The 12,572-nt window shown below is 71.2% G+C and carries 11 protein-coding genes; 2 read left to right on the plus strand and 9 right to left on the minus strand.

Features of this window, described 5'->3' with window-relative positions:
* Positions 1-6: 6 nt before the first annotated feature.
* The 9 genes from FHP25_RS38565 to FHP25_RS38605 all read right to left on the minus strand — a co-directional run bounded on the left by FHP25_RS38565 (position 7) and on the right by FHP25_RS38605 (position 10,840).
* Positions 7-1,377 carry a M16 family metallopeptidase gene (locus FHP25_RS38565; RefSeq protein WP_147852327.1) on the minus strand — a complete coding sequence of 457 codons (1,371 nt, stop codon included), beginning with the start codon at positions 1,375-1,377 and terminating at the stop codon, positions 7-9.
* Positions 1,378-1,521: 144 nt separating this feature from the next.
* Positions 1,522-2,103, minus strand: a complete 582-nt coding sequence (locus tag FHP25_RS38570; RefSeq protein ID WP_147852328.1) for a DUF3035 domain-containing protein — start codon at positions 2,101-2,103, stop codon at positions 1,522-1,524.
* Positions 2,104-2,115: 12 nt separating this feature from the next.
* Positions 2,116-2,610 (minus strand): signal peptidase II, encoded by a 495-nt coding sequence (gene lspA, locus FHP25_RS38575; RefSeq protein WP_147852329.1) that lies wholly within the window; start codon positions 2,608-2,610, stop codon positions 2,116-2,118.
* Positions 2,611-2,779: 169 nt separating this feature from the next.
* A complete protein-coding gene (gene ileS, locus FHP25_RS38580; RefSeq protein ID WP_231712632.1) occupies positions 2,780-5,602 on the minus strand; it encodes an isoleucine--tRNA ligase in 2,823 nt (940 codons plus the stop codon).
* A gap of 339 nt (positions 5,603-5,941) precedes the next feature.
* Positions 5,942-6,961, minus strand: a complete 1,020-nt coding sequence (locus tag FHP25_RS38585; protein WP_178134107.1) for an endonuclease/exonuclease/phosphatase family protein — start codon at positions 6,959-6,961, stop codon at positions 5,942-5,944.
* Between the two features lie 55 nt (positions 6,962-7,016).
* Complete coding sequence (locus FHP25_RS38590; RefSeq protein WP_178134108.1) at positions 7,017-7,958, minus strand: endonuclease/exonuclease/phosphatase family protein; 942 nt, start codon at positions 7,956-7,958, stop codon at positions 7,017-7,019.
* An 8-nt stretch (positions 7,959-7,966) separates the two neighbouring features.
* Positions 7,967-8,938: a bifunctional riboflavin kinase/FAD synthetase gene (locus FHP25_RS38595; RefSeq protein WP_147852333.1), complete on the minus strand. Its 972-nt coding sequence runs from the start codon at positions 8,936-8,938 to the stop codon at positions 7,967-7,969.
* A gap of 13 nt (positions 8,939-8,951) precedes the next feature.
* A complete protein-coding gene (locus tag FHP25_RS38600) occupies positions 8,952-9,377 on the minus strand; it encodes a MaoC family dehydratase (RefSeq protein ID WP_147852339.1) in 426 nt (141 codons plus the stop codon).
* Between the two features lie 38 nt (positions 9,378-9,415).
* On the minus strand, positions 9,416-10,840 hold the full coding sequence (locus FHP25_RS38605) for an amidase (protein ID WP_147852334.1): 1,425 nt from the start codon (positions 10,838-10,840) through the stop codon (positions 9,416-9,418).
* Positions 10,841-10,970: 130 nt separating this feature from the next.
* On the opposite strand from FHP25_RS38605, the gene FHP25_RS38610 reads away from it, so the two are divergent.
* Together FHP25_RS38610 and FHP25_RS38615 are read left to right on the plus strand one after the other, a co-directional pair.
* The gene (locus FHP25_RS38610) at positions 10,971-12,017 is read left to right on the plus strand and encodes a phosphotransferase family protein (RefSeq protein ID WP_147852335.1); all 1,047 of its coding nucleotides are present in this window, start codon (positions 10,971-10,973) and stop codon (positions 12,015-12,017) included.
* Between the two features lies 1 nt (position 12,018).
* A complete protein-coding gene (locus tag FHP25_RS38615; protein WP_147852336.1) occupies positions 12,019-12,369 on the plus strand; it encodes a DUF6285 domain-containing protein in 351 nt (116 codons plus the stop codon).
* Positions 12,370-12,572: the final 203 nt, after the last annotated feature.

Genomic DNA, 12,572 nt, shown 5'->3' on the forward strand with positions numbered 1-12,572 from the left:
AACGCATCAGCCGTTCTCCGGCAGCAGCAGCGAGGTGACGCTGCGCGAGTCGTCGATCACGGCATGCGCCGCGTCCATCACCTGCTGGCGCGTGACGGCGACGATGCGCGCCGGCCACTCGTCGACATCGGCCATGGTGCCGCCGGTCGTGAGCGTCGAGCCGTACATCCGCGGGCCGCTCGACAGCGAATCGCGGGCATAGATGGCCCCGGCCAGCAGGCGGCGCTTGGCGCCGTCGATCTCGTCCTCGCCCAGCCCGTCGCGCAGCAGCGCGCCGACCTGCTGCCTGGCGGCCGCTTCCATCTCGGCCATGGTGCGCTGCGGGGCCGGCGTGATGCCGATGCCGAAGCTGGCCAGCCCCAGCGCCTGGGGCGAATAGCCGACGCTGGCGTCGAGCGCGATCTTGCTGTCCAGCACCAGGGCGCGGTAGAGCCGCCCGGTCTGGCCACCACCCAGCGCCTGGGCCAGCACCAGCAGCGCATAGGCGTGCCGCGTCTCGCCCATGCGGTAGCTGGGCGCGATGTAGTCGCGCGACCACTCCGGCTGCGCGACGCGCCGGTCGCGCCGCTCCACGGTGCGCGGCAGGCCCTGGCCGATGGCGTCGCTGCGCTGGCGCGCCGGCACGGTCTTGCGCGCCACCGGCCCGTAGTATTTCTCGGCCAGCGCCCGCACGGCATCGCCGCTGGTGTCGCCGGCGATGATCAGCACGGCGTTGTTGGGCGCGTAGTGATGGTCGTAGAACGACTGGGCGTCGGCGACGCCCAGGGTGCGGATCTCCTGCGGGAAGCCGATCACCGGGATGCCGTAGCCCTGGCGGCCGTAGAGGGCCTCGCGGGTGACCTCGTCGAGCAGCGCCGCCGGCTGGCTGTCGGTGCGGGTCCGGCGCTCCTCCAGGACGACGTCGCGCTCGGGCAGCAGCTCCTGCTCGGCCACGATCAGGTTGGCCATGCGGTCGGCTTCCATGCGCATGATCAGCTCGAGCTGATCGGCCGCCACGGTCTGGAAGTAGGCGGTGTAGTCGTAGCTGGTGAAGGCGTTGTCGCTGCCGCCGACGCGCGCGACGATCTTGGAGAACTCGCCCGCCGGCACGCTGGGCGTGCCCTTGAACATCAGGTGCTCGAGGAAGTGCGCGATGCCCGACTTGCCCGGCGCCTCGTCGGCGCTGCCGACCTTGTACCAGACCATCTGGTTCACGATCGGGGCGCGGGCCGAGGGCAGCACGATCACCTGCAGCCCGTTGGCCAGCTCGAAGGTCCTGGCCTGCGGCACCGGCGGCAACGCCGGCATCGAGGCCTTGGTCTGGGCCAGCAGCGGCGCCGCCAGGCCAAACAGCGATGCCACCGATCCGGCGGCCAGCAGATCACGACGCCTGAGCATGGCCCTCACTGTATCCGAGCCTCGCGCTTTTCACGATCACGATGATGTTGGAGGCTTCCTCCCGCTCGCGCACGGCCTGCCGTCATCCCTCGACACGCTCGGGATGACGGCAGGGCGCCGTGGCGCCGTCGCGGGGGCGAAGGATCAGAAGATGCCCTCGAGCATGCCGCGCTTGCGGCGCTCGATCGAGGGCGTGCTGCCGGTGGGCTCGGTGCCGGTCGCCTGCGACTCGCGCAGCCGCTGCTGCTCCTTGGCCGGATCAAGCACGACGCCCGGCGGCGCCGCGTCCTGCCAGAAGATCAGGCTGTCGATCACCGAGCGGTTGTTGTCGGCGATCACCCGGCTCTCGCGGTTGACCTTGGTGCGGATATCGGGGTCGATCGACGAGCCGCCGCTCTGGCCGGCCTTGGCCAGCAGCGCGCTCTCACCCTGGCTCTGGCCGCCCGGCGCACGGCCGCGGGCCGGCGCGGCGCCGGTGCCGCCCCCCGCTCCGGTCACGATGGTGCGGGCCTCCTCCGAGGGCGTCTGCTCCATCGGCCGCGGCGCGCCGGGCTGCGGCGGCCGCAGATCGGCATTGGGCGGCATCGCGAGCGGCGCGTGCGCCACGATCCGGAACTCGTCGGGAGAGACTTTCTTGGCGCCGCCCAGGTTCTGGAAGGCGGAACAGGCGCTCAACGCCGACACAGCACCAATCAACGCGAGACCCCGTACGATCCTGGCTTGCATGTTGTTCCCTCGTTAGCCGTCCCTGCGGCGGCCTTCTTGCGGCCGGAAAACCGATTCGACCAGCAACGCCGCGACACCCAGCACGATGGCTGCGTCAGCGACATTGAAGGCCGGCCAGTGCCAGCCCCCGACATGGAAATCGGCAAAGTCAAACACCGCGCCCCAGAGGGCGCGGTCGATAACATTGCCGACAGCGCCGCCGATGACAAGGCCGATGGCGACCGCGGTCCAGCGCAGCGTGACCCGCCACAGCCATAAAAAGAGCGCAATGCTGATCGCCACGGCCACCGCCGACAGCACCCAGGGCGGCAGGGCGCCATCGCCGTCGCCGGCCAGCAGGCCGAAGCTGACGCCGCGGTTCCACACCATCACCAGGTCGAAGAAGCCGGGGATCACCTCGATGCTGCTGCGGCCATGCAGCAGGGCCATCAACGCGTGCTTGCTGATCTGGTCGACGGCGGCGACGCCGACCGCCACCAGCAAGCCCAGCTGGACCAGGGCGGTCATTGTCCCCTCTCCCGCCATGCGGGAGAGGGAGGGGCCCATCGCGCATAGCGCGATGGGAGGGTGAGGGACCAAAGATGAGGTGCCGTGCGTGAAGCCCTCACCCGGCCGCGCTGCGCGCGGCCGACCTCTCCCGCCAGCGGGAGAGGTGAAGAGGCTGCGGCCTGCCGCCTCACGCCGCCACCTTGGGGAGCGCCTCGACCGCGTCCTCGCAGCGGTGGCACAGGTCGGGGTGCTGCGACGATGACCCCACCTCCGGCAGGACCTGCCAGCAGCGGGCGCATTTGGTGCCCTCGGCCTGGTCCGGCACCACGCCCACGCCGGCCACGTCGGCCAGGGTGAAGGCGCCGGCCGGCACCTCGCCCGAGCGCAGGGTCGCGCCCGAGGTGATGCAGATCTCGGCCAGGTCGAGGCCGGCCAGCGCCGCGGCGTGGTCATCCGTGGCGTAGACCGTGGGCGCCGCCTGCAGCGACGAGCCGATGCGCTTCTCGGCGCGCTCGATCTCCAGCGCCCCGGTCACGACCCGGCGCAGGGCGCGGACCTTGCGCCACTTCTCGCCCAGCGCCTCGTCGCGCCACGCGGCCGGGATCTGCGGGTAGGTGCGCAGATGCACGCTCTCGGGCCCGCCGTCGGTGCCGGCGCCGGGCCGCGCCAGCCACGCCTCCTCGGCCGTGAAGCAGGCCAGCGGCGCCAGCCACGCGGTGATGAACGAGAACAGCTCGGCCATCACCGTGCGCGCCGCACGCCGGCGCGGCGCATCGGGCCGGTCGCAGTAGATCGCGTCCTTGCGGATGTCGAAATAGAAGGCCGACAGGTCGACGGCGCAGAAATTGTGCAGCGTCGTCGAGATGGTGTGGAAATCGAAATCGTCCACCGCCGGCCGCAGCTCGGCGTCGAGCTCGGCCAGGCGATGCAGCACCCAGCGCTCCAGCTCCGGCATCTGCTCGGCCGGCAGGCGCTCGGCCGGCGTGAAGCCCGACAGGCTGCCCAGCAGGTAGCGCAGCGTGTTGCGCAGGCGGCGATAGGCGTCGGCATGGTGCTTCAGGATGTCGGCGCCGATGCGCTGGTCCTCGACATAGTCGGAGCCCACGACCCACAGGCGCAGGATGTCGGCGCCGTACTGGTCGCAGACGTCCTGCGGCGCGATCACGTTGCCCAGCGACTTGGACATCTTGCGGCCCTGCTCGTCGAGCGTGAAGCCGTGCGTGAGCACGGCGTCGTAGGGCGCGCGGCCGCGCGTGCCGCAGCTCTCCAGCAGCGAGGAATGGAACCAGCCGCGATGCTGGTCGGAGCCCTCGAGGTAGAGCGACGCCGGCCATTTCAGCTCCGGCCGGCCCTCGAGCGTGAAGCTGTGGGTCGAGCCGGAATCGAACCAGACGTCGAGGATGTCGGTCACCGGCTCGTAGCGCGCCGGGTCGTGCTCGGGGCCCAGGAAGCGGTGCGGGTTCTCGAACCAGGCGTCGGCCCCCTCCTCGCGGAAGGCGGCGACGATGCGCTCCATCACCTTGGCGTCGCGCAGCGGCTCGCCGGTCTGCCTGTCGACGAACACGGCGATCGGCACGCCCCAGGCGCGCTGGCGCGAGACGCACCAGTCGGGCCGCTGCTCGATCATCGAGCGCAGCCGCACCTGGCCGGCCGGCGGCACGAAGCGGGTGTCGTCGATGGCGCGCAGCGCCACCTCGCGCAGGGTGCCGTCGATGCCCTGGATCGGCCGGTCCATGGCGATGAACCACTGCGGCGTGCAGCGGAAGATCACCGGCGCCTTCGACCGCCAGGAATGCGGGTAGGAATGCACCAGCGAGCCCTTGGCCAGCAGGGTGCCCGATTCGGCGAGCCTGGTGATGACGGCGCCGTTGGCGTCGCCGGGCCGGCCGTCGGGCGTGTAGACGCGCTTGCCGGCGAACAGGGCCACGCGCGGGAAATACGTGCCGTCGTCGGCGACGTAGTCCTCGGCCGGGATGCCGTGCTTGCGGCCGAGCTCGAAGTCGTCGGCGCCATGGCTGGGCGCGATGTGCACCACGCCGGTGCCGGCGTCGGTCGTGACGAAGTCGCCGGTGAAGACGGGCGTCTGGCGGTCGTAGAACGGATCGAGCCGGGCGAAGGGATGGGCGCACACCGTGCCCGCCAGCTCGCTGCCCTTGAGCGTCGCGGCGCGCGACATGCGCTCGATGCGCAGCGCCGCCTTGACGGCATCGAACAGCGCCGGCGCGAAGATCAGCTTCTCGCCCGGCCTGGCCAGCGCCCCTTCCGCCACCGCATCGACGCTGTAGACCGCGTAGTCGAGGTCGGCCGCCACCGCCAGCGCCCGGTTGGCCGGGATGGTCCAGGGGGTCGTGGTCCAGATCACGATCGCGGCGCCCTCCAGGGCGGCATGCGGCGTGCGGACCACCGGGAAGCGCACATGCACGGTGGTCGACTTGTGGTCGTGGTACTCGACCTCGGCCTCGGCCAGGGCGGTCTTCTCGACCACCGACCACATCACCGGCTTGGCGCCTTTGAACAGGCCGCCGTTCATCAGGAACTTGCCGAGCTCGGCCACGATGGCGGCCTCGGCGGCATAGCTCATGGTGCTGTAGGGATTCTGCCAGTCGCCGACCACGCCCAGGCGCTTGAACTCCTCGCGCTGCACGTTGATCCAGTGCTCGGCGAAGGCGCGGCACTGGCGGCGGAACTCGACCACCGGCACCTGGTCCTTGTCCTTGTTCTTGGCACGGTACTGCTCCTCGATCTTCCACTCGATCGGCAGGCCGTGGCAGTCCCAGCCCGGCACGTAGTGCGAGTCCTTGCCCAGCATCTGCTGGCTGCGGGTGACGACGTCCTTGAGGATCTTGTTCAGCGCCGTGCCGATATGGATGTTGCCGTTGGCATAGGGCGGGCCGTCGTGAAGGATGAACTTCTCGCGGCCTCTGGAGTCGGCGCGCAGGCGCTCGAACAGGCCCAGCCGCGCCCAGAAGGCCAGCAGCTCGGGCTCCTTCTTCGGCAGGCCGCCGCGCATGGGAAAGTCGGTCGCGGGGAGGAACACGGTCGATCGGTAGTCGGCGGTCACGGCGAGAACTCGTCGTTTAGTCCGGCGCACAGCGCCGGCGCGGCGTCAAAAAGCGAGACGAATCAGCAAGTTACCCGGTCCCGTCTACGGGCCGGGCGGCTAATTCGCCCGTCACGGGCTGCCTGGAAGTGTATGACGCGCCGCAGCAACATCCGGCCAACATACGAACCGGTCCGGCAAGGGTCAAGGCGAGGCGTGTCTCACCTCTCCCGCTTGCGGGAGAGGTCGACGGTCGCGCAGCGACCGGCGGGTGAGGGATTACGCACGCCGCACGGCGTCCTTGGCCCCTCACCCTCCCATTGCGCTACGCGCAATAGGCCCCTCCCTCTCCCGCGCGCGGGAGAGGGCATGGGCGCAGCGGATCGTGGCGGCCACCGGCCGGTGGTCGGAGCCGACATCGGGCCCGACCTTGTAGCCGGCCACGGCGCAGCCCTTGCCGACCATGATGTGGTCGATCTTGATGCCGAGCCAGCCGGGCAGGAAGGTCGGCCACGTCGTGGCCATCAGGTCGGCGTAGCGCAGCGGCGAGCCGCGCACGAGGCGCCGCATAGGGGCGCTCCAGGGCGTGGCGTTGAAATCGCCCATGGCCACGACCGGTCCCGGCGCGTCGCTCGCCAGGCGGGCCACGATCTCGAGCTCGGCATTGCGGCGGCGCGCGTAGCGCGGATGGATCGGCGATGCCGGATGGGCGCCGATCACCGTCAGCTTCGTGCCCGCCATGTCGAACCGCGCCACCAGGATCCCCTGCCCGCGGCGCGGGCCGGCCGCGACCTCGAGCGACTCCCAGGGCCGGCGCGCGATCATGACCGTGAACGCGGTCTGGCCCACGGCCTGGTAGGGATAGAGATCGGCCAGCCGCGCGATCCGCGGGCGCCATGACCGGTCGACCTCGGTGAGGACCACGACATCGGGCTGCTCCTGGCGCAGCCAGGCCTCGATGCGCTGCGGCTCGCGATTGAAGAAATAGACGTTCACCGCGGCGATCCTGAGCGCCAGCGGAACGTATTCCTCGGCGACGCCGGCGCGGTAGTCGGCTTCCGCCACCATCACGCTCGCGTTGACGATCGCGCAGCCGGCCAGCAGCGCCGTCAGGGTCAGGCGGCGCCACCCCGCCAGCAGCACCGCCGTCGCCAGCATGCCCGCCGCGGCGGCGCCCGCCAGGTGCGGCCGGAAATGGGCGGCATAGTCGAGCCAGACATTCGCAGCACCATAGAAGCCCGCCACGGTGGCGAGCGCGACCACCGCCACGGCCAGCAGCAGCAGGGTCCGCAGGCTCGCTCTCAAGGTATGGCCCAGCACGGCGCGCATGCGGCAGGGCTGTAGCACAGGGCCGTGCGCATCGCGTGCAAAGCCTCTGCCAATGTCACGGCGGCGGGCAACGGATCGTGGCGACGACGGGGCGGTGATCCGAGCCGACATCGGGGCCGACCTTGCAGTCGACCACGGCGCAGCCATTGCCCAGCATGATGTGGTCGATCTTCAGGCCCAGCCAGCGCGGCAGGAACGCGGGCCACGTCGTGGCCGCGAGGCCGGCGTAGCGCAGCGGCGAGGCGCGCACGAGGCGCCGCATGGGCGCGCTCCAGGGCGTGGCGTTGAAATCGCCCAGGGCCGCGACCGGGCCGGGCGCCGCCGCCGCCAGCGCCGCGAGCATGGCAAGCTCGGCGTCGCGCAGCCGCACCCGGTGCGGCCGGGTCGGCGATGCCGGGTGTGCCGCGATCACGGTCAGCGCCGTGCTGCCGAGGTCGAAGCGCGCCTGCAGCAGGCCCTGCTTCGGACGCGGCCCAGGCAGGACATCGCATGCCGTCCACGGCCGCCGCGCGATCATCGTCACGAACGCGGTGCGGCCGATCGCACGATGCGGGTAGAGATCGGCCAGAGGCTCGAGCGCGTCGGCCCATGCCGTGGAGACCTCGACCAGAACCAGCACATCCGGCCCCGCCGCCCGGATCCAGCGCACGATGCGGGCATGATCGGTGTTGCGGTGCCGCACGTTCAGCACGCCGACGGTCAGCGTCGTGCCGCCGCCGGCGCCGGCCGGCGCCGCCCGGCAGGGCCATTGCGCCAGGATCACGCCCAGGTTGGCGGCGGCCGCAACGGCGAGGGCCGCGGCCAGCACGACGCCCCAGGGCGGCACGCACAGCAGCGCCGCGACGATGGCCAGCAGCAGCGCGGCCGCCGCCAGGTGCGGCCGGAAATGGGTGACGATGTCGAGCCAGCCCCGCGGCGAGGGGATGAAGCCGGCGACGGTGGCGGCCGCGACGCCGCCGGCCGCCAGCAGCAGCGCGCCGTGCAGGAGCGCCGCCACGCCGCCGCTCAGAACGGGCCGGGATGCGCGCGCGCCGCCGCCGCCAGGATCTGGCGCGCCGCGGCCCCGTCGGCGGCGATCTGGACCTTGAGCGCATCCAGCCCGGCGAACTTCATTTCCGAGCGGATGAAGTCGATGAGCTGGACCCGCAGGACGCGGCCATAGAGGTCGCCGTCGTAGTCGAAGACGTGGACCTCGAAATTCTCGACCAGCTTGCCGATGGTGGGCCGGCGGCCGAGATTGGCCACCGCGTCATGCCACACGAGGCGGCCCTGCGCCTCGATGCCGGCACGCACGGCATAGACGCCGAAACGCGGCCGCAGGTGCTGGCCCAGCGCCACGTTGGCGGTGGGAAAGCCGATGGTGCGGCCGCGCTGGTCACCCTGCTCGACGACGCCTTCGATCTCCCAGGGCCGGCCCAGCAGGTCGGCGGCCTCCTCGACCATGCCCAGCCGCAGCGCCTCGCGGATGCCGGTCGACGAGTAGATCTCGCCCTCGCGCATGACGGGGTCGAGCACCTCGACGCCGAACTTCATCGCCGCGCCCGCCTCGCGCAGGCGCTCGGCATTGCCGCCGCGGCGGGCGCCGAAGGTGAAGTCGTAGCCGCACACGACATCGCGCGCGCCCAGGCCGCCCACCAGCACCTCGCGCACGAAGGCGTCCGCCGGCAGGGCGGCGAAGGCGGCGTCGAAACGCTGCGCCAGCACGGCGCCGGCGCCGTGCTCGGCCAGCAGCCGCGCCTTGGCCGGCAGCAGCGTGAGGCGGAACGGCCCGGTATTGGGCACGAAGAAGGCGCGCGGATGCGGCTCGAATGTCAGCGCCGTCATCGGCACGCCGGCGGCGCGGGCGATCCCGGCGGCGCGCGCCAGCAACGCCTGATGACCGCGATGCACGCCGTCGAAATTGCCCAGCGCCACGACGCCGCCGCGCCATGCCTCGGGCACGGCATGCCAGTGGTCGATGATCGGGATGCCGGTCATTGCCGAAGCGCGCTCACGCCTTGGCGCGCCGCGGCACCATCACCACGGCCTCGCCGTCGATCACGACGGTGTCGCCGCAATGACACTCGGTCTTCAGCCGCACGCGGCGGCGGGTGGCGTCGATCTCGACGATCTCGGCACGCGCGGTCACGGTGTCGCCGATCTTCACCGGCGCACGGAAGTTCAGGCTCTGCGAGACGTAGAGCGCGCCGGGGCCCGGCAGCTTGGTGCCGATCACGGTCGAGATGAAGCTGCCGCCCAGCATGCCGTGCGCGATGCGGGCGCCGAAGCGCGTGGTCTTGGCGAAGCCGTCATGCAGGTGGATCGGATTGGTGTCGCCCGACACGCCGGCGAAGGCCACGATGTCGGCCTCGCCGATAGTCTTGCCGAACACCGCCGACATGCCGACAGCCAGGTCCTCCAGGTAGAGGCCGTGCATCGCGCTCACGCTCGCATCCATCGCTTCTTTCCCTCCGTTCAGTGCCGCACGACCGGGTCGATCGGCAACCGCTTGTGCAGGCCGGTCATGTCCTCGAGCAGCTTCGCCGCCGCCAGCAGCCCCGCCTCGCCGCGCGGCCGGCCGACCAGCTGCAGGCCGACCGGCAGGCCGCTGCTGGTGAAGCCCACCGGCACCGACACCGCCGGCAGCCCGGTCATGGTGATGATCGACGTGATCAACACCCAGTCGATGTAGCTCGGCATCTTGTGGCCGTTGATCTCCTCGACATAGCGCTGCTCGACCGGGAACGGCGGCACCGGCGCCGTCGGCACGGCCAGGATGTCGAACCCGGCCATGAACGCCGCGAAGCGGGCGTAGAGCTGGCCCTGCAGCAGCGACGCGCGACGCAGGTCCTCGCCGGTCAGCGACAGGCCGTACTCGATGTTCCAGATCACCTCGGGCTTCAGCAGGTCGCGCCGCGACTTCAGCAGCCCGCCATGCGATGCCGCCATGAAATGGCCGCGGAACACCTGGAAGGCCTCGCGCGCGCCGCCGGCATCGGGTGCCGTGTCTTCGACCACGGCGCCGATCTCGGCGAACCGCAACGTCGCCTGGCGGCAGATCGCCTCGATCTCGGGGTCGAGGGGGCAGGCGCCGTTGAAGCCGCCGCCCCACGCCACCCTGGCCGGCTTCACCGGATTGGCCACCGCCTGCGCATAGCAGACCGCGGGCGCGTCATAGGACAGCGGATCGAGCGGGTGGTGCCGCGCCGTGGCGTCGAGCATCAGGGCCACGTCGGCGACGCAGCGGCCCATCGGGCCGTTGACCGGAAAGGTGTTCAGCGGCAGCACCGACGGGCCGGCCGGCACGCGGCCGGGGCTGGGCCGGAAGCCGACCACGCCGCAGAAGCTGGCCGGGGTGCGCAGCGAGCCGCCGAGGTCGGAGCCGGTCGCCAGCCACGCCTGCCCGGTGGCCAGCGCCACGGCCGCGCCGCCCGACGAGCCGGCGCAGGTCATGCGCGTGTCCCACGGGTTGCGGGTGATGCCGAACACCTCGTTGAAGGTCTGGGCGCCGGCGCCGAACTCGGGCGTGTTGCTCTTGCCGATCACCAGCCCGCCCATCGCCTCTAGGTGCTGGACCGACAGGCAGCTGCGCTGCGAGATGTTATCCTTGAATGCGGGCGAGCCGAAGGTGGTGCGCACACCCTCGACATCGTTGAGGTCCTTGACCGCCAGCGGCAGGCCGCCCAGCCAGCCCGGCGTCGCGGGATCGGGCAGCGCGAGGCCGGCGGCCTTCTGCCGCGCCCGCTCGAAGGTGCGGGTCACCATCGCGTTGACAACGCCGTCGACGGCGGCGACGCGCGCCTCGGCGGCATCGATCAGCTCCAGCGGCGATACTTGCCGGCGTTTCAGCAGATCCACCGTCTCGACGGCGCTCAGGCGACAGAGTCCGCTATCGGCCACGCGATCTTCCCCTCGCAAAGGAGGCGTCCCATATCACGGCGCCTGCGCGATCGCTACCGGATGACAGTGCCGTGTCGGCCGTGCTGGAATGGCCTGAACGATCGTTCATACGACGGAGGAAAGCGGCAAGATGCCTGCTCAGCCCGAGATCGGCGACACGACCCAGGACATGGCGCGCCTTCTGGCCGCAGCCTGCATGCGTCATTTCGGCCATGCGGTCCGCACCGAAGGGCTGTTCCGCCATTCCGGGGGCGCCTCGCGGCAAACCTGGGGCTTCGACGCCATCGTCGCCCATCCTGACGGCGAGCAGCGCCATGCGCTCGTCCTGCGCCGCGATCCGCCGGCAGCGGCGAGCACCATGCCGGCGGGCGAATCGTCGCTGGCGCTGGATCGCGGCCTGGAGTTCGAGCTGCTGCGCGTCGCCTACCGCCACGGCGTGCCGGTGCCGGCGCCGCTGTTTGCGCTCACGGCGGCCGACGGGCTGGGCGACGGTTTCGTCATGCGGCACGTGCCGGGCACGGCGATCGCGCGCGAGCTGCTGCGCGAGCCGCGCTACACTGACGCACGCAGCCGCATCGTGCCGCAACTGGGAGCGATCCTGGCCCGCCTGCACGCGGTGCCGCTGGACGAGCTGCCGCGGCTGCGGCGCGTGACGCCGGCCGAGGCCATCGCGCAGCAGCGCCAGGTGCTGGACAGGATCGGCGAGCCGCATCCGGTGTTCGAGCTGGCGCTGACATGGCTGGCGCGCCGCCTGCCCGCCGCCGAGGTCGCGCCCTGCTTCGTGCACGGCGACTTCCGCACCGGCAACTTCCTGGCCGACGAAAGCGGCGTGACGGCGATCCTCGACTGGGAGATCGCGCATACCGGCGATCCGCTCGAGGACCTCGGCTGGATGTGCATCAAGTCCTGGCGCTTCGGCGCGGTCGAGAACCCGGCCGGCGGCTTCGGCCAGCGCGAAGCGCTGCATGCCGCCTACGAAGCCGCCGGCGGGCCGCCGGTCGACAAGGCACGCGCCTATTGGTGGGAGATCTTCGGCACGGCGCGCTGGGGCATCATCTGCATGGCGCAGGCATGGAAGCATCTGTCCGGCGCCGAGCATTCGGTCGAGCTGGCGTCGATCGGCCGGCGCTGCGCCGAGACCGAGGTCGACCTGCTGCAGCTTCTGTCGGAGGCATGACATGGCCCAGGACCGCCCGCACGCGCCCGAGCTGCTGCGCGCCATCCGCGAGTTCCTGGGCAGCGACGTGCTGCCCAGGCTCGAAGGCCGCACGCAGTTCCACCTCAAGGTCGCGATCAACTCGCTGGCCATCCTGGAGCGCGAGGCGGCCAGCGGCGCCGATGCCAACGCGCGCGAGCTGCAGCGCCTGCAGGCCCTGCTGGGCCGCGACGGCACGCTGGCCGAGCTCAACACCGCGCTGGCGCACGACCTGCGCAACGGCCGGCGCGACGAGACCGATGCGGCGCTGATGGCCCATCTGCGTGCCACCATCGCCGACAAGATCGCAATCTCGAATCCGAAGTGGCGGTAGCGGCTCAGCAGCGCATTCGGCCGCGCTCGAACACACCTTCAAAATAGTGGTCGGGCAGATCCGACCCAAAAATATCGGCTCTTCGACGTTTCAAATGGAATTGACGAGTTTGGGTAGTGGAGCGCCAACGAGATAGATCATGGCGATGAAGGTATCGACGTTGCGATAGCCGCGGGCGCGGGCACGGACGAGTTGGAACATGC

Origin of the sequence: Vineibacter terrae (assembly GCF_008039615.1) — a bacterium.
GTDB lineage: Bacteria > Pseudomonadota > Alphaproteobacteria > Reyranellales > Reyranellaceae > Vineibacter > Vineibacter terrae.

Excerpts from the sequence above, each read along its gene's own strand:
- FHP25_RS38595 (WP_147852333.1), bottom strand. The coding sequence starts at position 8,938 with ATGACCGGCATCCCGATCATCGACCACTGGCATGCCGTGCCCGAGGCA.
- FHP25_RS38565 (WP_147852327.1), bottom strand. The coding sequence starts at position 1,377 with ATGCTCAGGCGTCGTGATCTGCTGGCCGCCGGATCGGTGGCATCGCTG.
- FHP25_RS38585 (WP_178134107.1), bottom strand. The coding sequence starts at position 6,961 with ATGCGCGCCGTGCTGGGCCATACCTTGAGAGCGAGCCTGCGGACCCTG.
- ileS (WP_231712632.1), bottom strand. The coding sequence starts at position 5,602 with ATGCGCGGCGGCCTGCCGAAGAAGGAGCCCGAGCTGCTGGCCTTCTGG.
- FHP25_RS38600 (WP_147852339.1), bottom strand. The coding sequence starts at position 9,377 with ATGCACGGCCTCTACCTGGAGGACCTGGCTGTCGGCATGTCGGCGGTG.
- FHP25_RS38615 (WP_147852336.1), top strand. The coding sequence starts at position 12,019 with ATGGCCCAGGACCGCCCGCACGCGCCCGAGCTGCTGCGCGCCATCCGC.
- lspA (WP_147852329.1), bottom strand. The coding sequence starts at position 2,610 with ATGACCGCCCTGGTCCAGCTGGGCTTGCTGGTGGCGGTCGGCGTCGCC.
- FHP25_RS38610 (WP_147852335.1), top strand. The coding sequence starts at position 10,971 with ATGCCTGCTCAGCCCGAGATCGGCGACACGACCCAGGACATGGCGCGC.
- FHP25_RS38570 (WP_147852328.1), bottom strand. The coding sequence starts at position 2,103 with ATGCAAGCCAGGATCGTACGGGGTCTCGCGTTGATTGGTGCTGTGTCG.